Below are 26,800 nucleotides of genomic sequence, written 5' to 3' on the forward strand. Positions count from 1 at the left end.
CCCTTTACGGTTGAAATGTCACCATGCATAGAGGTACATCTGTTGTTCTTATGTCTATGCCGGTATTATCCCCGCAGCGCTTAGCGAATATGTCTATGGATTAATTTTCTGTCTTCGTTTCTTTCCATTACGGCCATTAATTGCCCCTGGAAAATACGCCGTTGGATCTGGTCAATCCGCTGCAAAGCCAGCTCCACAGGTACCTGAAAGGTGCTGGAAAGCTCAGCCACGGCATCCTCACGCAATTCAGGCAGTGTCCGTGCAGAGATCATGGAATAGGGCATGGCGGCATACAGAATAAACCTCTCTGATTCATCCTCCTGCGACTGTGTGAACTGTTCAGGCATAAGAGTATGCTTGCCGGCATGGCGGAGCAGATGACACAGCTCATGGAGGAACTCCAGCCGCTGCAGTTCGGGAGGGAGCCTGTTGTCGATGAACATGCTGTACATTCCGGCGCTGGCCTCAATGCTCTTGCTTCGGACATCCAGATAATGAATCCAGATATTCAGCCGTTCGGCTATGTATTCAATAGATATGTCTGACGGCTGGCGGACACCGATACGCTGATATAAATCCTCTGTCCATTTCTCCAAGGCAGTCATCTGATAATAGGATTGCATAATCAATCACCTCAATATAAGATCGTATGTTCGTATTGATGGTCAAAAGAAAAGCCCTGAAGGGCTAAGCAATCAGCACACTCAATAGTCAGCAGCTGAATGGATATGGAACGGGTGTTCCTATGTATGTAAGCATAAAGCAATCAGGCGCGAATATCAAGTGTTTTTCCCAAGGTGGGGTGTGCGCCCTGACTCAGCATCTGGACCATATTCTGGGCATCGGTCTGTGCCTGATCTTTGGCAATACTCATGACCTGTAATCCCGCAGCCTGCAGTAAAGAGGACTGGTTCATGACTACCGATAGTGCAGCAATATCCATTTTTGTTCCTCCTCCAAAATTTTTTGAAGCATCGCATCCACCTTTTATATCGACCGGTTAGGGCTTGGCCGTTAGGTGGATGGCATTTCTTTGCCGATTGGCCCATGCCAGGGGTTAGATTTCCACATATTCTGTGCTGTATTCAATATTCAAGAGGAGGAATTAAATTATGGGAGCAGAGTATGGTTGCGGTTGTGGAAATAACGTCGGTGGAGTTAATCAGGGTCCCCCGATTGTTCCGGTTGTAAGCCCTTGGACTTCGACTGGTGCAATTCTGGTTCTGTTCATTCTACTGGTTATTATCACTAAAGCTTGTTTGTTCTAGAACCGCATTGAACAAGTGCTGCCCTGTCTGGCCTGAGGCCGGATGGGGCTATTTCTTTTTTTTACGTGCCGCCGGACCGATCTGGCGTTTGATTCTGCCTGTATGCTCATCCGTTTCAATGATATACAACTCCTTGACTGTACCTGCAAGTGCAAACCATTCCTGTAAGGCTTCAGCCTCGGACATAGGGCCGTACAGCCTTTTCCCCCGATAACAGATATAGAACACTCCCGGCTCTCCGTCTATGGAATAATATTCCACACTATTTTACGCTTTATCCGGGTGAAATTGCATAAAGAACTTTCGTTCGCATAACAGGCATGCCAAATGTCCTTATATGACAGAGAGGAGAGCGGGTGCTTCGAGGTCTGTTTCAATTTCAGGAATTGTTTGCGGTAGTGCGGGAGTAGTCAGGCACTCTGCCTATTTAAACATGAACTCTACGCGGGTACCGTCTGCGAAGTCCTCCAGCTGATTGCCGACCCAGCTTCCAGCCCCGCGGTTATCGCTGGGGGTTATGTATTCAATATCTGCGCCGGCTCCGCCTTCTGCACACATCGCCATCGGCCATTCGTCGCGGTCATAACCTTTTTTGGTGGGTACGCCCTTCAGGGATTCCTTACGGTTCTCTTCGGCTTCATTCCGGTCAATTGTGCAGATGGAGGACTCGCCGTTCCTGATCGCTTCCTGAATATGTCTGGCGGTCTCCGGATAACGGTCAGACGGGAATTCCAGCCGGACAACCTCCGAATTGTCAGAAGACGGTGTCTGGGACGGGAGCTGACCGTTCTCCTCGAAGTAATAAGCAGCGAGGCTGAGCAGAACAACAATAATGAGACTGGTGATGAATTTTTTGGCTTTCATATCTGCTCCTTAAAAGTTTTGTTAGCATAGCTTCCAAGTGATAAGCTCCGGCAATACTCGCTTCGGAAGCCTAGCTCACAATAGTATAGCGTATGACTGCGGAATTGGAACAGACCGGATTCTTGTCTATCCGCCGTGCTGATGTTACATAATTCGCCATAAAATGTACAAACAGGTGGAAAAGGATGGTGGGAAAAGTGGAACAGCGTGTACTCAGAGATCTGCTGGATTCCGCGTCACGGCTGGTAGGGGATGTACAATGGCAGGCTGCCTTCCGCAGTGTGCTGATGAGTCCTGCGGATGCGGAGCTGGCCCTGCCGGCGCGTAAATTGCTGAACACCTTATACTGGCTGCAGGGGCAAGGCGTGATCAGCGGACAGCATGATTATCTGGAGAGCCCGGATGAATTCAGCGTGAAGCTGAAGAATACCGGCGGGAGCTATGCGGGCCTTCACGGCTATGAGATGGGTGCCATCAGCAACCAGACGGAGCAGCAAATCAGCAGCCAGCGGCAGGCCGTCACGGACAGTGCAATCCGCTGGCATCAGGCCGGGGGAATCGTAACGATGAGCTATCATGCCAATCTGCCGGGAACCGCTCCGGTCTGGGCGAATGTCTCAATGAGTCTCAGCGAAGCAGATTTCAGCAGCTATATTACTCCGGGAACGGCCCAATACACAGCGATGATTGCAGAGCTGGACAAAGTAGCCGTCTATCTCAAAAAACTGAAGGATGCCGGTGTACCTGTGCTCTGGAGACCTTACCATGAGATGAACGGCGGCTGGTTCTGGTGGGGGCAGAAGTCTTCCTTCAGCACCCTCTGGGAGATTATGTTCGAGCGGTATACTGTGGATCACAAGCTGCATAATCTGCTGTGGGTGTGGAGTCCGAATGCGAAGAACCAGTGGTGTGATGAACCTGCGAAATATTACCCGGGCAGCGGGAGAGTGGATGTGCTGGCGCTGGATATCTATGACGCGGATTTCAAGGGGAGCCATCATGACAGCCTCTGGGAACTGGGGCGCGGCAAGCTGATCGCTATTGGCGAGAATGGGGAGCTTCCTCCGGCAGCCCTGCTGGCGGGTTCCCAGAACAAATGGAGCTACCAGATGACCTGGGGCAAGCTGCTGTATGAGAAGAACAGTGATGCGCTGATCAAGGCCTTCATGAAGGATCATTTCGTGCTCACCAGAGATGAATATGCAGCGAAGGCGGCAGCAATAGATCCATCAACAGGCGTCATGCCAAAGCCGGGTTTGTATGGGCAATACTACAATAACCTTACGCTTAGCGGTACGCCCGCTCTTACCCGGACGGATGCCAGCATCAACTTCATCTGGAGACAGGCAGCACCTGATCCGGGTATTCGTGCAGATTTGTTCTCGGTACGCTGGAGCGGCAGGCTGAGTGCGGTATACAGCGAGACTTACAGCATTTATACTTCTTCGGATGATGGCATCCGGGTATGGATCGACGGCAAGCTGATTATTGACAGCTGGATGAAGCAGAGCGGGCAAGAGCGGCAAGGCAGTGTGAATCTGATTGCGGGTAAGCTGCATGAGCTGAAGGTGGAGTATTACGAGAACCAGGGGGATGCGCGGGCCGTGCTGATGTGGGAGAGCCCCAGCCAGGTCAAAAGCGTAATTCCGGCAAGGGCTTTGTATCTTCCTTAACAGGGGAAGGTATTAGGTCAAATTTGTTCGCGGTAGCTGATGTTGTTGGCGACTTTTTCGTTGCGGACGGCTTGGCGCAGCACGTCTTTTACGGTCTGAACCTTGCGGATTTTGCGGAAAGGAAGCTGCGGTGACGAGGCGTCATCCGAGAGGATCGTAAGGGTTCCAATGCCTAGAATACGGTCCGGAATCGACTGCGTGACGGAAAAATCATTGACCCGCAGCAGCTCGATTTCTTCGACATCCTTGCCGATCAGTCCGCTCTTCACCATAATCCGCTGGGTTGTAATAGTGTATCTGGTATTATTGAGTCCAATAAGCCCCTTGAGCCGGTCGGATATGCCCGCAGGCTTACCCTGCCACAGCTCGGTTTCTGTGCTTGTTCCGGAGACCCGATCTGCCGCCGGACGGCGTGCTGCTGCCGGAGCATTATTGTCCTCTGTACCTGCTCCGCATTCTCCGCAGAATTTGGCACCTTGCTTGTATTCCGCACCACAGGCTGTGCAATAAGGCATAGGATATCTTCCTCTCGTATAACGGATAATTTGATTATAGTATAACAAGAATTCCCGGTCACTACCGGGTTCTTCTTGTGTTTCTTTCTGTGAATACGCTTTATCGCAGAAAAATGTTTCATCCCAGGCCATTTTACATTAATTTCATTTGCACTTAACAAAAAACGATATTATTCTGTTAAGTGGAGGGATATAAAATATGAGACGATTCTTATTTGCAGGATTACTTATGATCGTAGTAGTGCTAAGTGCCTGCAGCAATGACAGCGCAGAACCTGCTTCGCAGGAAGTAGTGCAGGATACAGTTCAGAGCTTTTACAATGAAATGACAAAATTCGATGAAATGGGTAAATCCTCGCTGGAAAATTTCAACACCACCCTAACTTCTTATTCAACCGGAGATGCGACCGACAAGGAGCTGCAGAAGGCCGTGGACGAGTTCCAGGATACAGCCTCTGATATTGCCAACCAGGTTAGTGACGTGAAGATTTCCAAGAGCCTGCCGGACACGATCCAGACGCTGCTCAGAGATTCTATTATTGCTTTTAAAAGTGCGTATTCCATTAAAGAGCAGGCCTCCAAAAGCGCGGTTTCTCCCGATGTAACTGCCGAGGAATTCAATGAGATGAACCAGCAGGCGGATGTAGCGATGCTGTACGGCATCTCCAAGCTGAATGAAGCCAGAGCGGCCGCAGGACTGATTGACCCGGAAGAGAGCACAGAAGGCCTGATTGTCAACCCGTCAGAGGCGGACACCGCTGCGAAGACGGGTACGGGAGCTGCAACGACAGAGAGCACGTCAGGAAACACGGCCAATTAAAAAGTATTCATCCCCGTTTAGTGCCTAAGTAATTATCAGATCGAATTCAAAGCTAGCCCCACTGCTGTGGGGTTATTTTGCTGTGCGGGCGGAGTCTGGTATGGTTCCTCCCAGGTCTTGGTGCTTACATATATTTCTGCTTGCTTAAAAAGTAAGATCACGGATATAATACAAACATACGTTCGGTACATGAGCGGACAACGTATTGCGGTATTGTATATAGACCATAGATTGGGGGAGCGGCAATGGGCAAAAAGCTGGAGGGCAATAACCTGTGGGACAGTAACCGGACCGTACTGCCGGAGCAGATGCGTATAATCAGCAGAGGTGAACGGGAGACGTGGCAGAGTGTCAGGCCGGTTCCGGATGAGCACAAGCTGGAGGAGATTGAGCATACGCTGGCTTTGTCGCTGCGGAGTCATGTGCGGGTTACTATAGTGTTGTTTGACCCTCTTGAGCACAAGCTGCTTAGCGGATTTGTGACCTCCATTCACACCCACTCGCGCGAATTCAAGCTGCAGTGGGCGGAGGAATGGAAGTGGCTGAACGTGGATGATATTATAGACGCCTATATCGTCTGAGTGTGCAGGCGAAGCTGGCTAGAGCGGACTGAGCGGTTAATCTCTCCCGGCGGGTTCCGTCTTTTCATAAGCAATCAGCGTGACTCCGGGGTTCCCGGTCATCCGGGCAATGGCCGACTCGGCCTCGCGGATCACTTCGACAACAGCCTCCTGATCGCTAAGCGCGGCCACCTTATAGCTGTCACTGTGAATATCCATGGTTGTCCACCTTTCCTTGCAGGATTAAGGATTAAACGGTACTCAATGTTATTCTGGCCTGTTGTGCAGCAATTCATGCTTGCTGGCTCTCTTGTTTACGCTAAGCAAGATCATGCCTTATTCAGGCCCTCAGGACTCCCTGGGGGCTTATTTCGTATGCTTCAGGGAAACGGCGAACTTGGGCGGATGCAGGGGGGAAGTGTACAGGCAACATAGTACAAGGGGGCATTTACTATACCAGGGGGTGAGTATATGCTGACTTTGGATCAAGTAAAGAGTAAATCGGCAGGGGAGCTTGGCAATCTGCATCCGGTACTGCTGGCGGGTGCTACTGAACTCATCCGGCGGAGTTATGCCAGAGGGATTCCGATCCTTATTACCCAGGGAATGCGTACCATTGCCGAACAGAATGCACTATACGCACAAGGGAGAACCAAGAAAGGCGCTATTGTCACCAATGCCAGGGGCGGCAGCAGCTATCATAATTACGGACTGGCGATTGACTTCGCACTGCTGCTGCCGGATGGCAAAAGCGTATCCTGGGATATGAAGCGTGACGGAGACGGGGATAAGGTAGCGGACTGGCTGGAGGTTGCACAGGAGGCGAAGAAGCTTGGTTTCGAGTGGGGCGGGGACTGGAGTTCCTTCAAGGATTACTCTCATCTGCAGATGACCTTCGGACTAACCACAGCTGAGCTTCGGGCCGGTAAGCACCCCACCGATCAGCAGGTGAAGGACGCATTAAGCCGGATGAACGGAGGTGACCCAGAGGTGAATACCGAGGTTAAAGTAAATATCACATTGAACGGACAGAAGCTCACGACCGGCGTGTTGGATAGCGTCACCACGTATGCTCCGGTACGCGCCATTGCCGAAGCGCTTGGAGCCAAAGTGACCTATGATGCGCTCAGCAAGACCGTGAACATCATAAAGAAATAATCTGCGTTGCATAGATGATGTGCCGTGTGGGGAAATTATCAGCGATAAACCACAACTACAGAGGAGGCATACCATCTTGAACAAGCTGATTACAAGCCTTGCATGCGGCACAGTATTATCCATGAGTCTGCTCGGGGCCGGTTACACATCTGCTGCGGCTGGCACGACAGGAATGGGCGGAACAGCACCCGTTACCAACAGCACAACATCGGATACCCGAATGGGCACTATGGGCAACAACATGGGCAACATGGATGGCCGGAGCACACCAATGATGAACGGCCGGGGCAATACCATGATGAACCAGACCACAGGCACCATGCACAGGAACGAGACGATCATGAGGGATAAAATCCGTACCGGAGACAACAGCTCCGTCTCCCCTCTGAACAATACTACACCAACCGGCATCTACCGGGCACAGAGCACCACAGACGATAACGATAACGGCTCTAACTGGGGCTGGCTCGGCCTGCTCGGACTTCTGGGGCTGGTCGGTATGCGGAGCAGAAGCGGCGAGCGCGAACGCCACTAAGCGGGTTAATGACTGCAAAGGGCCCGTATCAGTTTCGGCTGATCGGGCTGTTTGTCTATATGCAGGAATAATTAATGGCAATTATTTGTTGCGTATCCCCATAATACGTGATATTATATTTCTTGTCGCGTTAACCACGCACATACCATGCCGGGGTGGCGGAACAGGCAGACGCACAGGACTTAAAATCCTGCGGTACGTGAGTACCGTACGGGTTCGACCCCCGTCCTCGGCACTACAACAACAAGGGTTTCAGCTCATTAGAGCTGGAACCCTTGTTTCTTTTTAAGCAGGTTTGCTAACATTTTGCTAACGGCGTCTCATTTTTGAAAGTGGCGGATATATTTGGCATACAACAGGCTCGGGAAAAACGCTTACGAGTTTTAAAGCAGCTCGTTCGGCTACTGAACTTGATTTTATAGATAAAGTATTTTTTGTTGTAGATAGGAAAGACCTGGATTTTCAGACGATGAAAGAGTATCAGCGTTTTTCTCCTGATAGTGTTAATGGTTCAGAAAGTACCGCAGGATTAAAGCGTAACATTGAAAAAGATGATAATAAAATTATTGTGACGACGATTCAAAAACTGAATAACCTAATTAAAAGCGAAACAGAGTTACCTATATATAATAAGCAAGTGGTATTTATATTTGATGAAGCCCACCGTTCACAATTTGGTGAAGCTCAAAAAAATATTAATAAAAAGTTTAAGAAGTTCTATCAATTTGGATTTACAGGTACGCCTATCTTCCTAGAAAATGCATTAGGTTCTGAAACGACTGCTTCTGTCTTTGGTCGAGAGTTACACACTTATGTAATTACGGATGCCATTAGAGATGAAAAAGTTTTAAAGTTCAAAGTAGATTATATCGATGTACGTCCCAAGTTTAAAACGATTGAAAAAGAACAGGATGAGAAAAAGCTATCGGCAGCAGAAAATAAAGAAGCATTACTACATCCTGAACGGATTAAAGAAATATCTCAATATATTCTTAATAATTTTAAAATAAAAACCCATCGTTTAAATGCGAATGGAAAAGGATTTAATGCTATGTTTGCTGTGAGCCATGTTGACGCAGCCAAACTTTACTATGAATCATTAAATAACTTACAAAAGGGAAGCAGTAAACCCCTTAAGATTGCGACAATCTTCTCCCTTTACTGCTAAGGAAGAGCAAAATGCTATAGGTGAAATTCTTGATGAAACTTTTGAACCTTCAGCAATGGATAGTAGCGCAAAAGAGTTTTTAAGTTTAGCCATTAAAGACTATAATGCCATGTTTAAAACCAAATATGGCGTAGAAAGTAAGGAATTTCAAAATTATTATTGTGACCTTGCTAAACGAGTAAAAAACAAAGAGATTGATTTATTGATTGTTGTAGGAATGTTTTTAACTGGTTTTGATGCACCTACACTAAATACTTTATTTGTTGATAAAAATCTTAGGTATAATGGTTTAATGCAAGCTTTTTCGAGAACAAATCGTATCTATGATTCGACTAAAACCTTTGGAAATATTGTTACTTTCCGGGATTTAGAACAAGCCACTATTGATGCGATTAAATGTTTTGGGGATGACAACACTAAAAATGTGGTGCTGGAAAAAAGTTATAGAGAGTATATGGAAGGATTCACTGATGTGGCAACGGGTGAAGCTCGTCGTGGTTATGTAGACGTTGTAAAAGAGCTACAAGAGCGGTTTCCTAATGTTGAAGATATTGCTACTGAAAAGGATAAAAAAGAGTTTGCGAAACTCTTTGGTGAATATTTACGTATTGACAATATTTTGCGGAATTATGATGAATTTTCAGGTCTAAAAGCTTTACAAACAGTAGATATTAATGACCCTGAGGCTTTGGGGGATTTTAAATCTAATCACTATGTAAGTGATGAGGATATAGTTGCAATGAAAGAGATTAAAGTACTAGAAATACAGGATTATCGTTCATCATATAATGATATTCGTGATTGGCTTCGTCGTGAAAAAAATGGAAAGGAAAAAGATAATTCCTCTATCGATGGGGATGATGTTGTCTTTGAAGTAGATCTTTTAAAATCCCAAGAGATCAATTTAGATTACATTCTTGAACTTATTTTTGAAAATAACAAAAAAGTAAAAGATAAGGTTTTATTGGTTGAAGAGGTACGTCGTTTAATTCGTTCTAGTGTGGGGAACCGTGCGAAAGAAAGTTTAGTAGTCGATTTTATCAATCAAACGGATTTAGACAATATTCAAGATAAAGCGAGTATTATTGATGCCTTCTTCTCATTTGCTCAAACTGAGCAAAGGCCTGAAGCAGAAGAATTGATTAATACTGAAAAACTTAATGAAGAGGCTGCAAAAAGATATATTTTAACTTCATTAAAAAGAGAATATGCCAGTGAAAATGGAACGGAGCTTAATGAAATTCTTCCTAAAATGAGTCCTCTTAATCCTCTGTACTTAACAAAAAAGCAGAGCGTTTTTCAGAAAATCTCTGCCTTTGTAGATAAGTTTAAGGGAGTAGGTGGAAAGATTTAATAGATCTAAAATAGAAAGTACAATGTGGAGAAATGGCAGAATTCAAATATAAAGCAACTCAAATAGACGGCAGATTGTCGGAATCTTCAAGGGTTGGACAAAGGAACTAAGAAGGATAAGCTGGAATGATAAAGAAGCTAAGTATGATATCCGTGAATTGTCGCCAGATCATGAGAAAATGGGCAAGGGTATCTCGTGGACTAAGGAAGAGATTGTTACGCAGCGGGTTTTGTTAATGGTTTGGGATTGTAGCTATTGAATCAGGAATATAACAATATCAAAAAAAATGAAGCTTATATAGGCGGATACTTTGGATCGAGTTACGAGTTTGAAGCTGACTTAGTGAATGGTTACATTTCTTGGAACACTGAAGGCGAGTATTTTGAACCTCTGATCATCTTGATATGGATGCTTCGGACGATCATTGGCGGTTCGAGATCCGTAGAGATGGAATCAAGGTACACTTCAAACTGCGAATCAGTCAGTTTATTGGTACGATGGGTGTCGAGGCTGGCGGTCTAGTGGATTCGGATAAAGTGCTAGAATAGGGTATATAAAACTAGATTGAGATGAGGCTCCTGGCGGCTTGCAGGGGTCTTTTTGTTTGTCGATTTTGGGAATATTTTCTGGAATTTTGATGGAAGATAGGATATGATTAACACTGACTTATAGGATGTTCATTTATTCACATTTATATATCCTAAGTTAGGTTCGTATTAAAAATGGAGGAGATAATATGGGTAAAGCCATCGAATTAGCTGTTTTGGGAAGATCGAATGCTGGTAAATCAACACTCATATCAGTTCTATTAGCTGATATAGACTTAGGAAATAGTTTACATCAAAATAATGATAAAGGAAAAACTAAATTAAACGCTAAATATTGTTTATATAAAGAATGTGATAATACCACATTTGAAATTAAAAAAAATGAAAAGTTGTTAGACTATTATTTGAAATCCGAGTTAAATGTTGATGAAGTTGAAGAAATGGGAGTAGCTTTAAAAAAAATCGAAAAAAATTTTGCTGATATAATACCAGAAGTGAAAAACTTACATGAAAGTAGTCTAATTGATTTGCCAAATAATTTTAATGAAATTGTAAAAAAATATATAGATGAACTGAGTCAACGAAAACTAGTAGAGGTTTTAGCCTTATCTGAACAATCTCCTCATTTGCGAGACTTAATAGAACTAATTGTTGTACATACACAAGCATCTGATATTGCAAAGCGAATCATTGATAAAAATAAGCTGGACTATTTTTCTATTATTGATACTAAAGGATTTGGTGATGCAACCTCATTAATTCATTATGAAGTCCCAAAAGCAGATGCGACTATATTTATGATATCAGACAAGTACATTGATTCTGATTATAAAGATATGGAATCTACAATTACTGATCAAGTAAAGAAAATACCAACTATATTATGTGCAAGAGGACAAAAATTAAGAGAAAATGAAATAAATGAAATAAATGAAAGCAATAATGTAGTTAGTTTCTTTAATGAAAATTATGCTGATGCTTTTTCAGAGGAAACAACTCCAGCGGCAAAACTCAAAAAATATTTAAAAGAAACAGGAATTATTCAAACTAAAACAAATTCAGATAAGTCTATGATGGAACTATACCTTTTAGATGACGACATTTTCAGGACATTACCTCATATTTTGGGCAAAAACGAAAAAACAGGTAAAACCATTGTTACTGAACATATGTGCAATAATTCCAAAGATATTTATTGCAAAATCGTTGAAGATATATTACAACGGGCTGTTTATGCAAAAATTAAAGAGGATGAGTCCGTTCAAGGTTTAATCGAGAAAATGACTAATGAAAAGACAAGTACGGAAATTAGAAATTATATATTGTCAAAATGTAATAAGTATATTATGCAAGCAAGTATTTCACCAGTAGTTAATGATAAGGACTTGCAAAGAGTATATTTCGACAAGACTGTTCAAAGTGTTTCAAAGTTCATTGAGACTGTTCATCGATATATACATGGTCCACAAGGTGGTACAACGGGGCACTATGCATACAACTATGATAGATTAGCAATTTCCAGCTATGTGTGTCTCGAAAAATGTTTTGAAGAACTACAGCGTGATGGAATTCCCAATTTGGACTTCGCTCAAATTGAGCTTATTATAAGGAAAGTTCGTAGAGATATTTGTAGGTATGGTAAATTAGCAGGATATCAAGAAGGTTATACAGCGTATATTGACTATGATAAACTGTGTTTGGCCTATGATAAAGAATCAGATAAAGCTGGCCCTTGGAAAGGTAATTTTTACGCATGGGAGTATTCTTATGAAAATGTTAGAAATGAAATAAATAATAACGCCATTTTCGGTGTAGATTTAGGTAAGGCTCAACATGCTGCATCCATATATTACGGCGTTATAAATCGAACAGTGTCAAATGCAGTTAATGGTCTGCTTAGTACGATGCCTCAAGAAATTGATGAATTTATAATTAAATAATAAGGTTCTAACCAGAAATCAGTAATTGACTTCAACCAAGGTGAGACGCGGCGGGACAAAGAGTTCTTCTGACCGCCGTTAAAGTCCGATTCCTTCTATTTTATGGGGTCTATGGTTGGAATCGGTCTTTAAAGCAAACACTGAAGTTTCTTCAGAATCTCTCTGCCCCTCCACTAAGCTCTGTTTTCTGTCAAATAATGAATATTAGGTTGAGCCCTATTTTTACATGGTTGTTTGCTGAAATTTGTTTTATGGTAATATGAAATTAATTCTGGAAGCATCTTTTTTTTGCTTAAGCCTAACCAGTACTTTGCAGCTCGTATGTATCACACCGAGAGACATAATGTGTTCAGCTTATTTACTATTAAATCGAAGCTACCTCACATTTAATAGAAAAGGTTGGTGTAATATGAGTCAAGAAAATATTTTATCTGTTACTATTCCACCTTTGATTCCATCTGAACTAATGGAGGAATATAGGGATTTTATTAATCCTGCATTAAGAGAAGTAGTTCAAGCTACTTGTTTGCGTCGATATTTAGAGGGCGCTATTGATTTACTTCTGAAAGATAGACTTTTAAGTTTGGCTGACATCTCAGAGAGCGAATGGAGAAAGAGTGACCTTGATGACAAAATTGTTTTGGTTAAGGAACATATTGATAAAGATCTAGCTAATAAGTATTTTAAAATTAAAAATATTGGAAACAAAGGCGCTCATTATACTGCTAAAAGAATTACTCCTAATGAAATTAGTAACGCCGTTCGTCATGCGGTAACCATATTTGAAGATTTGCTTGTCGTCTATTTTAAGAAACATAGAATAGGTACTGAAGGCCCAGTACTTACAATACTCAGTTCACTACCTCCAATAAAACGTGTCTACATTCTTGAAAAGATTTGGAAGCAAGATAGGAGCAATGTATGGATTATTGATAAATTGTCTATGGCCTATTTAAAAAGCGGAGACTTTCAAAAAAGCATGAATTTCCTAGAGTCTGTAAAGGACAAAATAGATGAGGCTTGTTATGAAGATTTTGTGTGGAAATTAGAGAATTTACAGAAAAATTTACATATACTTGACATTTCAGGAAATGTTGATGACGCAGCAAGAATATTTAACATACTGATTAAAGATGAGTACTTCACTAAATATCCAGAGTTCACTAATTTATTTTGTGTATTAGTTTCAGGGTACAACTATAAGTAAGTGTTGCTAAAAGGTATGGCTTGTTTTCATACTATAGTCTTTCTTGTTCTAAGAGCATAGCCATATGCTTTATGGGTGTGTAAATGACCATCCGTGGGAGAGCGCATCGCTGAGGTCAGGGGTTCGATCCCCCTAGGCTCCACCAAATTTCATATTATGGACTCTTAGCTCAGTTGGTAGGACAGTAGACTTTTAATCTATTTGTCCAGGGTTCGAGCCCCTGAGAGTCATCCTAAAAAACGGCAGAAATGCCGGGTTTTTTCTGTTTATGAATTTGCAATGAGAGGGCGGAGCGTAGGAGAAATAGCAAACTTAGAAGTCAAAGGCTATCTGAATTATTAACGTAGCTGCTAATGTAATCACATATTTTGTAAGGCATTACTGAAGCTGAACAGAGTCTGTCAGACTGGCGTTGAAGATTTTTCTGCACCCAATTCCGATCCGTATCGTGTATTTGGCTTAATCACTAGGAGTGTGGGGAATTTAAATTCCTGAATTGTCCTGTATTGCTCTGACTTGCTCAATATGAACACTACGGACTGTACAGGTACAGCGCTTATTTTAGGTATTTGGCTCATTTAGCAATGCATGCGGACTGTAGAGCTCTTATTGGTTCTTCACCAGGTATAATCGGGGTGGAATTGAGCAAATAGTTGCATAGGGTCCGTTCCAAACTTATCTGACTCATCATCAACAGTGAGTATACAGTTAATTCACCTGATTTACTGTATGCTTTATCCACTGTATATTTTGCTATATTCTAAGCTGTTATGTTTGGTTAAGATTTGCCCTCCTACGATATTCAATAAATGTTGATTAACAAACTCATGCAAAATACGTCTGGCGTGTTATATCGGTAGCGGCCCAAAGAAATTAAACCTAAACCTTTTCCAGAAATCACCTTCGTCTTGAGTTATCCTCTATGTTACTTTTCAACCTCGTACTACTGCTCAAACCGCGGCATCGTCCAAACTCTGTCTCATCAAAAAGATAATCAAGTCTAGTCTTAGAAACTTATACTAAAATCTGTAGTAAAATCTGTAGTTAACTAAATATAAGTAGATATTGATAGGCCCTCAGGATCACTAGAGGGCTTTTTATCATACCAAGAATACCCATTATTATGATATAGTAGAGAGGATAATGCATGATTTTAGAAGTTATAGAAGAATGATCAAATATATTGTCAATAAGTTTTAGGTACATAGTCCTCTAGGGTTCGGTGGCTCGATATATATTAAGCATGGTGTAAGTGGTAATAGCTAGAACTTATTATGCAGAACCGGTAGAGATTTCGAGTGATTAATGGAGCTATATTACATAGATCAAGGATATATCTTACAACGAGTCGGCGGTTCCGGCGATCACGAAGTCGATTTAACCCTGAAAAGGTAAATAGGGGTATAAAATAGCTGTGCAGTATAAGCGCTGGAAGTAGGATGTTGGAAATGACATTGTACTAAGATTTTAGGCAGGTAAGCAGGTGCATGGTTGTTATGATACTTGGATTGTTACAACGAGTAATTTTACGAAGGCGGCGAAAGAGGCTGCGGATAGACTAAATATTAAGTTGATTTATGGGTTGTCGTTGGTTGATAGGTTAAAGAGATGGAGAAGCGAATATCACAAATATGAACCAATGGAGAGGCACAATTTGAGCGAAATATTATTTTCTCCTAATGAAATACCACTGCACTATTATTATTTTGGTTGGAAAAAGGCTAAGAGTTTTGTTAAGCAGCAAGGTTTTTACGATCCAATCGAAATTAAAGAGTTTGAGCTTGAGTTGGAGATGAATCTTCTAAGTATTAAGGATGAACTTAGTTCTTTTTCCTACAGCATGACACCTCCGATTATTTATGGTTTTCCTAAGGGAGCTAAGGGTGACGATCTTAAGTTGCGCCCTATGTCAAAAATTTCTTTTCGTGACCAAGTGGCGTGGGCCACGGTTGTTTTAACGTTAGGTGAATGGTTTGATACTAACGAATATTCATTAAATTCAGATGAGAATAATTCAAATATTAATAATTTGCAATGGATGGTTAATTGGAGTTGTAATAATCGGTTGCGACGGAAATATTATCCTCTTGTTGACAATGGTTCCAACACCTTTCAAAGACTTATGATTAATTACACGCATAATGATTTATATGAGAGTTTCCAAAGAAGTCTTCGTTTACAACGGAAAAAGCAAGAAGACTATTTTAAACATGTGCTTGATGTCTTTCCGATTGCATATTATGGACAAGCTGATATTACAAAGTTTTATCCTAGTTTAAAAATGAGGGTAGTTGAGAAAGTTCTAAAAGTTCGATTAACTGAATTATGTAAGTATGGCGTGATAACACTCGATACAAAGAAAAATTGGTTTAAAGTTCTGAAGCGAATCTGTCATATTCAATCTGATCTTACTTATCTAGAAGATGATGAGATTAAGGGTATAGGGTTAGATATGAGTAATAAAGATTCTATATGTGATACATTACCAACAGGGCTGGTCGCCGCTGGATTCCTCGCAAACTGTGTATTAACTGAGATTTTAGATCATCCAATGGAAGAGTTTATGAATGAACAGACTGAAAAAGGTCATGTTACTTATTTAACTCGTTATACTGACGATATCATGATTATATCTTCTGATGAAACAGTTATTCGTGAAGTTATAGACAAAATTCAAGAGCTAATTCAACCTATCGACTTAAAAATTTCTGAAGACAAAACAAAACCAAGGTTGAAGGGCGATCTAATAAAAAGAATAAAAGAAAGTGTAGAAGGTATATCCAATAAGCAAGCCAATGAACTGATAAATAGCATTTTTCAGGATGAGATTTATTGTCCTAGAGTGGGCCGTTTTGATACCTTGCCGAGTTCTACAGCATTGATTGACAAGCTATCGCAATTAGGTGACCAACAAGTTAGAGCTATGAGAGGAGAAGAACTTGAAGGATATTTGTCTGAGCTAATGGACTTAGTTAACACTGAGTTTGCTGATGCGGAAATTAGGGGTGATACAAAGTCATCGTTTGCAGCTTGGAAAATTCGAAAAGTGGCAAAAGATACACAATACCGAGAGTTGGACGCTAATGAAAATGTAACGCAAACCTTAAGAAGATCTTTCATGAAGTTTCCGTACAAAATATCATTACTCAATTGTTATGTACTTCATTTGATGGAGATACCCTTTGTCAAAACTACTGAGGCGCTAATTATTGAAATGTTCAAATCAGCAAAAAAAACTAATGATATAACTCAGCCAGGTTTTTATGGTGCATACATCCGCACACGAATTTTATTTGCTATTGCTGAAAATTGGAATAATGTTTCAGAAGAGAACCGTAACCGGATGAGAGATATTATATTTGAACAAGTATCAGGATGGTATCAAACAAATATTCCAACATGGCACGAACAATATGCTGTCTATTGGCTATTTGCAAACACTAAAATAGTTACTGATTTAAAATTGGTTACAAAAAGCTCAATGAAAAGTGTTAGACGTGCCCATAGTCTGTTTAGAATTATGAATAAAAAAGCCGGACATGGTAAGGATGCTGTGTTAATTGCCACTATGAGTGAGATATGGAGACGTAATCGTCCAAGAGGAATAAGAGTGGGAGAGTATCTAGACGAAGAAAGCTGGATCGGATGGGTCTGGGAGAGGCTGGACTCGACTAATACTCAGGCTTGGGATTGGAAACAAAAAAGGCATGGACGTGTCTGGATTGAAATTGCTGGTGGACGTGAAGGGAAAATTACAACTTACGGTTATCACAAATTAATTGAAATGGCTGAACAATACTTATACACTTTCTATCAGGATAATCATCTACTAAAAGAGAGTTCAATTGACGTTATACCTATTTATAACGGAGTTATGGAAATACTTAATCAAGCAATCACTTTATTAGCCAGTCAATCGGATGTCTTAACAGCCAATCGTTTATCAAGTGCCTTGGGAAAAGTATCAACAGAACATCGTGTTAGAAAATACTTAAATTCACGTATTGAAAATATTAACAAAATAAAAAAGGCTTTTTCATTAGATAGAGAAACTCATGATGATATTCCTTCATCTGCAGTGGACCTAGATGTGGAGGATATCCCGCTTCAGGATTGGTTGGAAATCATTAATATTCTCCCGCAATGGTTAGAAGTAAAAGATATACCTCCAGTGTTGTTACCACTAACCGAAGGAGAAATCACCTCTTTGTTAATCTCTATTGGTGGAGTGTTATCTATTGAATTAGAAGAACGTAACAGTGAACAGAATGAGTTGCTGGTGTCTATCTTTAATATTCAGAATCCTCTGATTTCTAAAGTGAGTTTAAACCGTATTGCATTTAATATAAATGACTGGAAAAATTGGAGAGCAGATAAAAATTTATGTAAATTTAAATTTTCTGAAGATTTCGTGATTTTTTCAGAGTATTACTTAAGTGCATGGGCATACACAGAAGTATCTTTTGCAAAGAATGACGAGTATTTACTTTGCTATTCTTTTTCTATGTTATTACTGAGACTTATATCAAACAGACACTTCAAGTCCTGGTCTGCTGGTATAAGCCAACTGAAGGGGTGGAAAAGAATTTCAGATATTATTGCTCAAGCGGAATTCCCTTCTACCGAACTGGCTGAAATAATCGCAGGGTCTTTGAACTATCAGAAGTCATTTTATAAAAACACTTTTTTGGAACTCGGAGAAGAACTCCCTTTACTCCCCCTTGAAAAAGAGCCAATAGAAAAATTTTCAGACTATCTTACGCGTTTAAAAATACATCTTTCTATTTTAGAAAATAGATTTTTTATTGGTGATACAGGATTACGTGAAATTCGCTTCATTGATATTGATAAGTTGACAAGGGAGTAAGTTGATGGAGAATGAATTATTAAAAGAGATAATTGTCACTATTGGACAGTCCATACACGAACACCATATACTTTATTATCTTGATCATAATGATGGATTCAAATTTTCAGAACCACATTTACAGTTGGACTCACTTGATTCTATACTAAAAGTATCAGAACAGGACGGCGCTCATTTTGTGATGCTACCTGAACTCTTTCTTCCCCGTAGGTTCTTATTTAGCCATATTAAAGAAAGGGCCGTACGATATGGTAGTATTATTATGGGCGGATTAGAATATAGAGCAGAGCCTTATCCATCTCCAACAGGGAAAATCCGCTTGCACAATGAGGCTTTTGTTGTTATACCTGATAATCTCTACCAAAAAAGAAAAATTAAAAATGGGAATGCGACCGTAATTACTATTCCCAAATTACATCCTGCTCCAGACGAAAAAAATCTTCTATCGGGACATGGTTTTGAATTTATCAACGGTAATCGAATATATCAGTTCAATAGTAGTAAATTAGGGAATTTTGCAGTGCTCATATGTTTTGACTTTCTTAATCTCCCAGTTCAAGCTATTTTACAAAGTCAGATTCAAACACTTTTCGTATTAACATATAATACAGACGTTGCAGGGTTTATATCGATAGCTGATACTATGCAACGAATGTTGTTATGTAATGTAGTAATTTGTAATACAGGATATTATGGTGGATCTGTGGCTTTCACTCCGCTGCGAGATCGCAATAAACGGCAGGTGTTTCAAATAAACGGCAATCACATTCAGGCTGCAGTATCTGTACATTTGCCTCTGAGTGAAGTTGAAAAGGTTCAAGAAACTGGTGTTACTAAACAAGGAGATAATAAGTATTTTCATAGACCTCCTGATTTTGGAAGGTTGGCTTCTAAATAGTCTCTATTTAAGATTTTTCGGGCAGTGCCCCTGACCACCACGCCAGAGCGCATCGCTGGCAGCGATGATGTCAATTGTCATATAAAGGGCAGAAATACAAAGTTTCTACCCTTCATATTGCTAACATTTTTGCTAACATAAATCTGTCCGACATATCTTGGACTTAGAAGATGAGGAACACAAAAAAGTGCCTTTAACCCGCATGGATAAAGGATTTTTATTCGAGAGTTCTATGGTTTTAAGAAATGGTTAAAAAGCCTGTTTCAGGACTTAAAATCCTGCGGTACGTGAGTACCGTACGGGTTCGACCCCCGTCCTCGGCACTACAACAACAAGGGTTTCAGCTCATTAGAGCTGGAACCCTTGTTTGTTTTACAAATCGCCGGAATTAGAAAGAATATGTCCCGACACGTTTAATACTCCTCTTCTGCCAACGCGTAGTCCACGGCATTCTTCTACTGTCTACTCCTCATGACCCGTCGATTGACGGAAAACCGGCATCGTCTTAACATGCGTAACCAGTGGAGGTCTGCCGGGATTTTCGATTTTGGAAAGAAGCATCTCGGCCGCAAGAAAGCCCATTTCGGATCGGTGGATATGAACGGTGGTCAAGTGGGGTTCCACGATTCGCGACTCTGGAGAATTATCGAATCCGCAGACCCTAACCTCACCAGGAATTTGAATATTTAGGTCCTTTAAGATACGAATGACATTAATAGCGATGTAGTCATTGGCGCATACGAACGCGGGTGGAAGATTAGTCATGCTTGCTAGTCGCTGCTTAAGCCACTTATAGTCATCGATATGCCGGTCGTCTTCGAGAATGCAGAAGGATTCATCAAGATCAATCCGAGCGGCATACATGGCTTTGGTGAACCCATCCCAACGCTCGTTGAAGCTCATGCAATGGCGGGAATCGCCGATAAACCCGATCTCCGTAATTCCTTCATCAATGAGCTTCTTCGTTAGACTGAAAGTACTGTGAATGTTCTCCATCAGCAGTAGATCTGCCTTCATCTCAGAAAATGTCAGTTCTGCTGAAGCGTCAATGAATAAGGTCGGGATCCCGAATGACGTAATAAACTCCGAGTAGCTCTTGTCGAACAATTCGATACAGACAATGCCATCTACTTTACTTTTGTCGAAATTCACAGGAAGAGCCGACGAATCGAGTTCATTCTCTCGAACGATATGTATCGACAAATTGAAGCCTTCGGAGCTGATTTTTTGTTCGAGGCCGCTTAGCAGTGATGTGCCAAAATGTGAATTGTTCGGCATATTTGCAGTAAGCAGGGCGATATTACCGGTTTTTTTGGCAGGAGTGCCTTCTTGTTCAAACAAGGCGAACTGCTTGTAATTCATATCGATAGCTTTCCTAACCACTTTGCTGCGTGTCTCATCCGGTATAGAGGGATTATTATTTAATGCTTTGGATACAGTATTCCTAGAAAGTCCAAGCGAATCGGCTATATCTTGAATGGTTACTTTTTCTTTGTTCAAAGATAATGGCTCCTTTAGCAGAAGTAATGCGTTCTCAACCAAAATAATCGTAGTATAAAATAATGTAATTGTCAACTTAATTGTTACAAATGAACAATTAGATAAAAAGTAAAAAGAGAGATTAATAAGGTTTGCATTTTGTTCAAAAGTAAACAAATGCACAATAAAAATGGGCGGTGTGCATTTATCACGTCATGGCTTTTTCATAATAAAAAACTACTATCTTGTTGGTTTAAGTAGAAAAACCAATGAATTTTACGTTATTAAAATGAAATGGTGTTTTTGTTGTGTTCATATGTTTACTTTTATAGTCATAAAAATTCTTGACGAAGGAATCATGATGTTGTAAATTGAATTTGATAAGCCGTTGACAGTGACTTATGGAAGCACTTACTTTCGCGAGAGGAGTATCCAAAATCACATTTATGTTTTGCAAATGAGTATTATGGGGAGGAGTGGGAGAAACATGAATTATACAGAGAAGTTCCGTCCGCAGTATCACTATTCGCCACAAAAAAACTGGATGAATGATCCCAACGGAATGGTGTATTACGAGAATGAGTACCATCTATTTTATCAGCACACTCCGTTCGCAAGCCAACCTGATTTCGGGAGAATGCATTGGGGGCACGCAGTAAGCTCCGATCTGGTCCATTGGGAGGAGCTTGAACCATCCTTGCCGCCAGGTGAGGACGGTGCGATTTTCTCTGGAAGCGCGGTAGTCGATAAACAGAATACAAGTGGTTTTTTTGATGAGGATGGGTCAGGGCTTGTGGCGATCTATACGAATAACGACAACAAGGTGCAACCAGGTAAGCCGCAGGTTCAAAGCATCGCCTACAGCAGAGACAAGGGACGGACTTGGACGAAATATGAAGGGAACCCGGTCTTGTTTCCGGAGACGACGCTTGATTTCCGTGATCCGAAGGTATTCTGGCATGAGGATACATCTAGTTGGATTATGACTCTGGCTGTTCAAGACCGTGTGGAATTCTACACCTCTCCAAATTTGAAGGAATGGGCATTTGCTAGTGCATTTGGCGCCGATGTCATCGGAACGCATCGTGGCGTTTATGAATGTCCGGATCTATTCTCGATGAATGTCGATGGTGATCCAAATCAGAAGAAGTGGGTGCTCATTCTAAGTGTGGGCGATTGTAATGGAGTGAACCCGAGTGAGCCTGAACCACCGGCAGGAGGCTCCGGTATGATGTACTTCGTCGGCAGCTTCAATGGTAAGACATTTACACTGGATGAGCCTATTCTTTCGATTCATGATGTGAAATGGATTGATTTCGGGTCTGATTTCTATGCAGCCGTCACCTGGAGCGATATACCGGAAGGAGACGGACGTAAGCTATGGATCGGCTGGATGAACAACTGGCGGTATGCCGGGACGCTTCCGACTGACAAGTGGCGGGGAAATGCATCCATTCCACGAGAGTTGAAGTTGAGAACCTATCGGGAAGGCCTTCGTCTGGTGCAAGAACCGGTTGAAGAATTGAGAAGGATAGGTTCACCGCTTATGGCTCTGGAGGATGTGACCTTGGTTCCGGATACGAATCCGCTGGCTGACATCACCATTAATAAAGCGGAATTGATCGCGGAATTCGAAATTGGAACCGCAACGGAGTTCGGAATGAAGGTTAGAAAGTCTGCAGATGAAGAAACGGTGGTCGGGTACGATACCCTAAAGATGGAGTTGTTTGTCGATCGCACGAAATCAGGCACTACGAATTTCCATCCGGACTTCGCAGCTAAGCACCAGGCACCGCTGCCGCCTGTGAATAACCGTATACGCATGTCCATCTTCATGGATTGGTCTTCAATAGAAGTGTTCGGTGGTGAGGGTACAGCGGTCATCTCGGACATGATTTTCCCCGCTTCCGAAAGCAACGGACTTGAGCTCTACGCGGTAGGCGGAAACGTAAAGCTGGTATCGCTCCAGATCAATGAGCTGGGAAGCATATGGAGAGATGAGGTCAAGGAGGTAGCTCATGCGTATCGGGGCAATTGAAGCAGGCGGAACAAAGTTTGTCTGTGGTGTCGGGAATGAATTAGGGGAGATTGAGGATCGGATTCACTTTCCAACGCGTCGACCTGAAGAGACGATGGAGAATGTCATCGCCTACTTCCGGGATAAGAGAGTCGATAGTATAGGGATCGGATCGTTTGGTCCGGTCGACCTCGAACACTCCAGTCCGACTTACGGTTATGTGACGACAACGCCAAAATCTGGCTGGTCCGGATATAATTTCGTGGGTACGCTGAAATCGGTCTTCGATGTTCCAGTCGGTTGGGATACGGACGTTAATGCTGCCGCGCTGGGCGAAGCCACATGGGGTGCAGCACAAGGATTGAATAGCTGTGTCTACTATACGATCGGGACTGGCGTAGGAGTCGGCGTATATACCGAAGGTAACCTGGTACATGGACTTGTTCATCCAGAGGGTGGACATATCCTCACAAGGCGGCATCCGAACGATGATTTTGGCGGCAATTGTCCCTATCATGGTGATTGTCTGGAAGGAATGGCCGCCGGCCCGGCGCTGGAAGCAAGGTGGAAGGCTAAGGGCGATACACTGCCGGAAGACCACCCGGCATGGGAGATGGAGGCGTTCTACATCGCGCAGGCCATATCGAATGTCATCCTGACGTTATCCCCTAAGAAAGTCATTCTAGGCGGGGGCGTGATGAAGCAAGTCCAGTTATTCCCGATAATCCGAGAGCAGGTAGGCAGCATTCTCAATGGATACGTGAGTGCCAAGCCTATTGTATCGGATATCGAGCATTACATTGTCGCACCTATGCTCGGCGATAATGCCGGCTTGTGTGGGGCCTTAGCACTTGGGATAAGAGCGTTAGGATCACACACAACGGTACAAAAATTAGGGGGAGTTTAGAGTATTAAAAGGCTCAATCCCAAAGTCAGTACATTCGATCAAACCTAGCAATAATTAGAAATCCATTATCAAAGGTCATTTCAAACAACGTGTGCACAGATAGTAGTGCGCACGTTGTTTTCACAGGACAGCATTGTAGGAATCTAGGATTATAACCTCTCAGGAAGTGACGCTTAGGCCTGCAAGGTTTGACAAGGTAGGTCAATGAACGGCTGCTCTGGAAGCTGGAGAATGGAACTCCTCTCCAACATGCATTCACACCCAATTGGCGACAAGAGATTATGTAAAGAAGAAATTTGATGTTTTTGATGAAATCCAGGTATGTAATATTGGGATTGGAACTGGAGATTGGGACGACTACCTTGGATATTCAATCCTGTGCTGGATGCGGCCCGCGTGCCGTATTCCGCCGCGCTTGTCTTCAACGCGGGCGTCGCCAAGTTGGGCGGCCGCTACGTCATGGTATTCCGCAACGACTACGGCTCGCTGGAAAAGCAGACCCTCGAGCCGTCTCATACAACGGATCTCAGCATCGCCTTCAGTGATGACGGCATTCACTGGACGGCGGGGCCGAAGCCGGTCTTCAAGCTGCGCGACGAATCCTTTGAAATCTTGAGCTTGTCGACGTCGGACTTGCGCAATATGGTGCTGTTCCCGGAGCGGATTCACGGCAACTATGTCCGGCTGGAACGGCCGTTCACCGTCTACAGCCGAGGAGGAAGGGACCCGTTCGACGCCTGGATCTCGGAGTCGCCGGATCTGATCTATTGGGGCCGTTCCGAGCTGCTGCTGGCGGTGGAGCAGGTGCCGTTTGCCAATGACAAGATCGGCCCTGCCGCACCGCCCGTGAAGACGGACATGGGGTGGCTCACTACGTTCCATGCGGTGGATATCGATCCTGCAAGAGGGAAAAACGGCTGGGAGCCATCTTGGAAGAAGCGTTATACTGCCGGCATTATGCTGCTTGATCTCGACAATCCGAAGAAAATCCTTGGCATGAGCGCATCGCCGCTGCTTGCGCCTGAAGCGCCCTACGAGATGGAAGGGGGCTTCCGCAATGACGTCATTTTCCCCGGCGGTATGGTGCTGGAGAAGGACGGTGAAGTGGAAATCTATTACGGAGCCGCCGACACGGTGGTATGCCTGGCTACCGCCCATGTGGACGATCTAATCAAGCTTTGTTTGGGGGAGTGAGTTCTTTATTCAAAGATCAGCACGTTGCTTGAGATTGATGACTTTCTATTCACATATAAAAAACTAAGACGATTTATTTCAAAAGTAAACTTCATTCAAAAAGGACAAAGCAGCTACCTTTACCAAGGTGCGGTTTTGTCCTTTTTAATAAGGTGAAGTAATCGGATGGTACAGAAATATTCTATCCCTGCTTTTTCCTACGGAGGGCGCTCTGCTCTACACGTTCCAGTACCTGGATCAGCATGCATCCTTCTATGCCGCCGCACTCGCCAACCAAGGGGTTCCTGCGTTCAGAAACCGTCTGCAGGCCGTACTGCTGCGGGGGTTCGACAAACAGATGGATATGAGCGGGATTAACCGGAAGATGAATAAGGGGACGATACTAAAGTGATCTTCGACCCTTCGTTCTAGCTCTGGCGTTGTAACAACCTGATTGGTCATGTTGAACATTGCTGGTTAACCGAGTAGCTTCAGTTCTTCGGACACTTGGAAGCATGATAAACATATAAAGAAGTGCAACACAACCAATAGAGAGATATGAAAGTTTGAGCCCTATGGCATCGGTCAGAATGCTGCTGCTCACGGGCCCTAAAATCATTCCGAACGAATAAGCTGTGTTATAGATGGCAAAGGTGATCCCGTAAGAAGGAAGACCACTTTTCTCCGAAATGTCCGCAAGTGCGGGAAGACAAGGTGCAAGGACCATGCCCATACTGAGGCCTAGTAGGACTAAAGAAGCTGCCTGCATCCACATGGAGTTGGGCAGAGCTGAGAGCGGCAAACTTATCGCAACCACTACAAGTCCAATTAGTACTGCTTTCTTATATCCTATTTTGCTGGATAACTTACCGATCCAAGGGGTGGCGAGCCCGTAAGATAATGTAGGAATAGCGAATAACATTCCGATAAAACCAGGCTCGGCGTTGAATTTCTCTTGCAAATGCAGTGGGAGGGTTGGTTCCAATACACTAGGAATAGCCGCACCAATAATAACAACACCACTAATTAGCAAAAGACTTCGATTTCGAAGTAAGCCGAAAGATGAGAGAAACGCACCGGACTTTTTCTCCGGTAGATCACGTAACAGAAAGATCCTAAGCATTCCGTCGGCTATAGCCAGAGCTGCTGCAAACAGGAAAGGAAGTTTGTAACCGCCTAACTGGTACATCCAACCGCCTATAGTTGGCCCAAGAAGGATTCCAGCGGCCTGTCCTGACAATGCAAGTCCCATGGCTTTGCCGCGTTCTTTGGAAGGGTAAAGATCAGCAAGTATGGCTAATCCCGATGTCCAGGTCACGGCTGCGGCAAGCCCTTGCAAGGTTCTTGCTACTATCAGCATCCAATATTCTTCTGCAAATGCAAACAATAGTGTAGCTGCAGCCAATCCAAGTAATCCCCAAAGCATAGGGGCACGTCGGCCAATTCGGTCCGATAAAGCGCCAAATATAGGTGTTGCTATAAACAATGCGATTGCGTAGCTACCAAAAAGCAATCCGATCTCAGTTTGGGATGCCCCCAGAGAGCTGGCATATTTAGGGAGAATAGGTACCACAAGTCCATAAATCAACATATCCAAAAAAATGGCTATCCCGACAACTAACAGAGCTGCTTTTTGTTTTGACTTGGTAATCGTGTTCATTAGACCCTCCTTGAGTTTTAGTGATTAGGATACTAAATATTTAATACTAAATATTTAGTATGTGCTTTCTGAATGGATTATAACAACTAACTCTTACTGTGTAAAGGGAGATGCAAATTTGTAATGAATTATCTTTACAGATGATAAGTTCAAATGTTGTATTAAACAGTATCAATAAGTATTATAATT

General features: G+C 42.8%; 24 protein-coding genes and 2 tRNA genes. 18 read left to right on the forward strand and 8 right to left on the reverse strand.

Annotated elements, in window-relative coordinates:
- Positions 1-80: 80 nt before the first annotated feature.
- Both MKZ24_RS13610 and MKZ24_RS13615 read right to left on the reverse strand, forming a co-directional pair.
- On the reverse strand, positions 81-623 hold the full coding sequence (locus MKZ24_RS13610) for an ImmA/IrrE family metallo-endopeptidase (RefSeq protein ID WP_340783748.1): 543 nt from the start codon (positions 621-623) through the stop codon (positions 81-83).
- 143 nt (positions 624-766) lie between these two features.
- Positions 767-943, reverse strand: a complete 177-nt coding sequence (locus MKZ24_RS13615; RefSeq protein WP_076243860.1) for a YjfB family protein — start codon at positions 941-943, stop codon at positions 767-769.
- A 169-nt stretch (positions 944-1,112) separates the two neighbouring features.
- Here MKZ24_RS13615 and MKZ24_RS33100 point away from each other — a divergent pair, with 169 nt between their 5' ends.
- Positions 1,113-1,268, forward strand: a complete 156-nt coding sequence (locus tag MKZ24_RS33100) for a hypothetical protein (protein ID WP_155991357.1) — start codon at positions 1,113-1,115, stop codon at positions 1,266-1,268.
- Between the two features lie 48 nt (positions 1,269-1,316).
- Here the strand turns inward: MKZ24_RS33100 and MKZ24_RS13620 are convergent, their stop codons facing one another.
- Both MKZ24_RS13620 and MKZ24_RS13625 read right to left on the reverse strand, forming a co-directional pair.
- Positions 1,317-1,454 carry a hypothetical protein gene (locus MKZ24_RS13620; protein ID WP_156118708.1) on the reverse strand — a complete coding sequence of 46 codons (138 nt, stop codon included), beginning with the start codon at positions 1,452-1,454 and terminating at the stop codon, positions 1,317-1,319.
- 237 nt (positions 1,455-1,691) lie between these two features.
- The gene (locus MKZ24_RS13625) at positions 1,692-2,132 is read right to left on the reverse strand and encodes a NucA/NucB deoxyribonuclease domain-containing protein (RefSeq protein WP_340783753.1); all 441 of its coding nucleotides are present in this window, start codon (positions 2,130-2,132) and stop codon (positions 1,692-1,694) included.
- 185 nt (positions 2,133-2,317) lie between these two features.
- On the opposite strand from MKZ24_RS13625, the gene MKZ24_RS13630 reads away from it, so the two are divergent.
- Positions 2,318-3,805 carry a glycosyl hydrolase gene (locus tag MKZ24_RS13630; protein WP_340783755.1) on the forward strand — a complete coding sequence of 496 codons (1,488 nt, stop codon included), beginning with the start codon at positions 2,318-2,320 and terminating at the stop codon, positions 3,803-3,805.
- A 17-nt stretch (positions 3,806-3,822) separates the two neighbouring features.
- Here MKZ24_RS13630 and MKZ24_RS13635 read toward each other — a convergent pair whose 3' ends face one another.
- On the reverse strand, positions 3,823-4,320 hold the full coding sequence (locus MKZ24_RS13635) for a zinc ribbon domain-containing protein (protein ID WP_042238456.1): 498 nt from the start codon (positions 4,318-4,320) through the stop codon (positions 3,823-3,825).
- Positions 4,321-4,519: 199 nt separating this feature from the next.
- Here MKZ24_RS13635 and MKZ24_RS13640 point away from each other — a divergent pair, with 199 nt between their 5' ends.
- Both MKZ24_RS13640 and MKZ24_RS13645 read left to right on the forward strand, forming a co-directional pair.
- Positions 4,520-5,140, forward strand: coding sequence for a hypothetical protein (locus tag MKZ24_RS13640; protein ID WP_042238454.1), 621 nt, complete (start codon positions 4,520-4,522; stop codon positions 5,138-5,140).
- A 245-nt stretch (positions 5,141-5,385) separates the two neighbouring features.
- Positions 5,386-5,721 (forward strand): YolD-like family protein, encoded by a 336-nt coding sequence (locus MKZ24_RS13645; protein ID WP_042238452.1) that lies wholly within the window; start codon positions 5,386-5,388, stop codon positions 5,719-5,721.
- A 36-nt stretch (positions 5,722-5,757) separates the two neighbouring features.
- Here MKZ24_RS13645 and MKZ24_RS13650 read toward each other — a convergent pair whose 3' ends face one another.
- Positions 5,758-5,919, reverse strand: coding sequence for a hypothetical protein (locus MKZ24_RS13650; protein ID WP_197072972.1), 162 nt, complete (start codon positions 5,917-5,919; stop codon positions 5,758-5,760).
- Positions 5,920-6,171: 252 nt separating this feature from the next.
- Between MKZ24_RS13650 and MKZ24_RS13655 the strand changes: the two genes are divergently transcribed.
- The 11 genes from MKZ24_RS13655 to MKZ24_RS13705 all read left to right on the forward strand — a co-directional run bounded on the left by MKZ24_RS13655 (position 6,172) and on the right by MKZ24_RS13705 (position 19,375).
- Positions 6,172-6,858, forward strand: coding sequence for a M15 family metallopeptidase (locus MKZ24_RS13655; protein ID WP_042238451.1), 687 nt, complete (start codon positions 6,172-6,174; stop codon positions 6,856-6,858).
- 76 nt (positions 6,859-6,934) lie between these two features.
- Positions 6,935-7,393 (forward strand): WGxxGxxG family protein, encoded by a 459-nt coding sequence (locus MKZ24_RS13660; protein WP_340783759.1) that lies wholly within the window; start codon positions 6,935-6,937, stop codon positions 7,391-7,393.
- A 149-nt stretch (positions 7,394-7,542) separates the two neighbouring features.
- Positions 7,543-7,628 (forward strand) — tRNA-Leu (locus tag MKZ24_RS13665).
- 108 nt (positions 7,629-7,736) lie between these two features.
- Entirely contained in the window at positions 7,737-8,561 is an 825-nt protein-coding gene (locus tag MKZ24_RS13670; RefSeq protein WP_231637917.1) for a DEAD/DEAH box helicase family protein, read from the forward strand.
- Complete coding sequence (locus tag MKZ24_RS13675) at positions 8,533-9,915, forward strand: type I restriction endonuclease subunit R, EcoR124 family (RefSeq protein ID WP_231637704.1); 1,383 nt, start codon at positions 8,533-8,535, stop codon at positions 9,913-9,915. The genes MKZ24_RS13670 and MKZ24_RS13675 overlap by 29 nt, the downstream gene beginning before the upstream one ends.
- A 148-nt stretch (positions 9,916-10,063) precedes the next feature.
- Positions 10,064-10,174: a hypothetical protein gene (locus MKZ24_RS13680; protein ID WP_339843021.1), complete on the forward strand. Its 111-nt coding sequence runs from the start codon at positions 10,064-10,066 to the stop codon at positions 10,172-10,174.
- A 477-nt stretch (positions 10,175-10,651) separates the two neighbouring features.
- Positions 10,652-12,403, forward strand: coding sequence for a GTPase (locus MKZ24_RS13685; RefSeq protein WP_042238450.1), 1,752 nt, complete (start codon positions 10,652-10,654; stop codon positions 12,401-12,403).
- 409 nt (positions 12,404-12,812) lie between these two features.
- The gene (locus MKZ24_RS13690) at positions 12,813-13,610 is read left to right on the forward strand and encodes a DUF4145 domain-containing protein (protein ID WP_042238449.1); all 798 of its coding nucleotides are present in this window, start codon (positions 12,813-12,815) and stop codon (positions 13,608-13,610) included.
- Between the two features lie 157 nt (positions 13,611-13,767).
- Positions 13,768-13,841 (forward strand) — tRNA-Lys (locus tag MKZ24_RS13695).
- Between the two features lie 1,423 nt (positions 13,842-15,264).
- On the forward strand, positions 15,265-18,477 hold the full coding sequence (locus MKZ24_RS13700) for a reverse transcriptase domain-containing protein (protein WP_197072971.1): 3,213 nt from the start codon (positions 15,265-15,267) through the stop codon (positions 18,475-18,477).
- 4 nt (positions 18,478-18,481) lie between these two features.
- The gene (locus MKZ24_RS13705; RefSeq protein ID WP_042238448.1) at positions 18,482-19,375 is read left to right on the forward strand and encodes a hypothetical protein; all 894 of its coding nucleotides are present in this window, start codon (positions 18,482-18,484) and stop codon (positions 19,373-19,375) included.
- A gap of 462 nt (positions 19,376-19,837) precedes the next feature.
- Here the strand turns inward: MKZ24_RS13705 and MKZ24_RS13710 are convergent, their stop codons facing one another.
- A complete protein-coding gene (locus MKZ24_RS13710; RefSeq protein WP_340783767.1) occupies positions 19,838-20,875 on the reverse strand; it encodes a LacI family DNA-binding transcriptional regulator in 1,038 nt (345 codons plus the stop codon).
- 466 nt (positions 20,876-21,341) lie between these two features.
- Between MKZ24_RS13710 and MKZ24_RS13715 the strand changes: the two genes are divergently transcribed.
- From MKZ24_RS13715 to MKZ24_RS13725, 3 genes are all read left to right on the forward strand, one after another.
- Positions 21,342-22,892, forward strand: coding sequence for a glycoside hydrolase family 32 protein (locus MKZ24_RS13715; protein ID WP_340783769.1), 1,551 nt, complete (start codon positions 21,342-21,344; stop codon positions 22,890-22,892).
- Complete coding sequence (locus tag MKZ24_RS13720) at positions 22,873-23,778, forward strand: ROK family protein (RefSeq protein ID WP_340783771.1); 906 nt, start codon at positions 22,873-22,875, stop codon at positions 23,776-23,778. The genes MKZ24_RS13715 and MKZ24_RS13720 overlap by 20 nt, the downstream gene beginning before the upstream one ends.
- Before the next feature lie 348 nt (positions 23,779-24,126).
- Positions 24,127-24,972, forward strand: coding sequence for a glycoside hydrolase family 130 protein (locus MKZ24_RS13725; protein ID WP_340783773.1), 846 nt, complete (start codon positions 24,127-24,129; stop codon positions 24,970-24,972).
- Between the two features lie 382 nt (positions 24,973-25,354).
- On the opposite strand, the gene MKZ24_RS13730 is transcribed toward MKZ24_RS13725, so the two are convergent.
- Positions 25,355-26,611, reverse strand: coding sequence for an MFS transporter (locus tag MKZ24_RS13730; protein WP_042238442.1), 1,257 nt, complete (start codon positions 26,609-26,611; stop codon positions 25,355-25,357).
- Positions 26,612-26,800 lie beyond the last annotated feature (189 nt).

The organism is Paenibacillus sp. FSL R7-0297, from assembly GCF_038009025.1.
Lineage (GTDB): Bacteria > Bacillota > Bacilli > Paenibacillales > Paenibacillaceae > Paenibacillus_AQ.

Excerpts from the sequence above, each read along its gene's own strand:
- MKZ24_RS13610 (WP_340783748.1), bottom strand. The coding sequence starts at position 623 with ATGCAATCCTATTATCAGATGACTGCCTTGGAGAAATGGACAGAGGAT.
- MKZ24_RS13615 (WP_076243860.1), bottom strand. The coding sequence starts at position 943 with ATGGATATTGCTGCACTATCGGTAGTCATGAACCAGTCCTCTTTACTG.
- MKZ24_RS33100 (WP_155991357.1), top strand. The coding sequence starts at position 1,113 with ATGGGAGCAGAGTATGGTTGCGGTTGTGGAAATAACGTCGGTGGAGTT.
- MKZ24_RS13620 (WP_156118708.1), bottom strand. The coding sequence starts at position 1,454 with ATGTCCGAGGCTGAAGCCTTACAGGAATGGTTTGCACTTGCAGGTACA.
- MKZ24_RS13625 (WP_340783753.1), bottom strand. The coding sequence starts at position 2,132 with ATGAAAGCCAAAAAATTCATCACCAGTCTCATTATTGTTGTTCTGCTC.
- MKZ24_RS13630 (WP_340783755.1), top strand. The coding sequence starts at position 2,318 with ATGGTGGGAAAAGTGGAACAGCGTGTACTCAGAGATCTGCTGGATTCC.
- MKZ24_RS13635 (WP_042238456.1), bottom strand. The coding sequence starts at position 4,320 with ATGCCTTATTGCACAGCCTGTGGTGCGGAATACAAGCAAGGTGCCAAA.
- MKZ24_RS13640 (WP_042238454.1), top strand. The coding sequence starts at position 4,520 with ATGAGACGATTCTTATTTGCAGGATTACTTATGATCGTAGTAGTGCTA.
- MKZ24_RS13645 (WP_042238452.1), top strand. The coding sequence starts at position 5,386 with ATGGGCAAAAAGCTGGAGGGCAATAACCTGTGGGACAGTAACCGGACC.
- MKZ24_RS13650 (WP_197072972.1), bottom strand. The coding sequence starts at position 5,919 with ATGGATATTCACAGTGACAGCTATAAGGTGGCCGCGCTTAGCGATCAG.
- MKZ24_RS13655 (WP_042238451.1), top strand. The coding sequence starts at position 6,172 with ATGCTGACTTTGGATCAAGTAAAGAGTAAATCGGCAGGGGAGCTTGGC.
- MKZ24_RS13685 (WP_042238450.1), top strand. The coding sequence starts at position 10,652 with ATGGGTAAAGCCATCGAATTAGCTGTTTTGGGAAGATCGAATGCTGGT.
- MKZ24_RS13690 (WP_042238449.1), top strand. The coding sequence starts at position 12,813 with ATGAGTCAAGAAAATATTTTATCTGTTACTATTCCACCTTTGATTCCA.
- MKZ24_RS13705 (WP_042238448.1), top strand. The coding sequence starts at position 18,482 with ATGGAGAATGAATTATTAAAAGAGATAATTGTCACTATTGGACAGTCC.
- MKZ24_RS13715 (WP_340783769.1), top strand. The coding sequence starts at position 21,342 with ATGAATTATACAGAGAAGTTCCGTCCGCAGTATCACTATTCGCCACAA.
- MKZ24_RS13720 (WP_340783771.1), top strand. The coding sequence starts at position 22,873 with ATGCGTATCGGGGCAATTGAAGCAGGCGGAACAAAGTTTGTCTGTGGT.
- MKZ24_RS13730 (WP_042238442.1), bottom strand. The coding sequence starts at position 26,611 with ATGAACACGATTACCAAGTCAAAACAAAAAGCAGCTCTGTTAGTTGTC.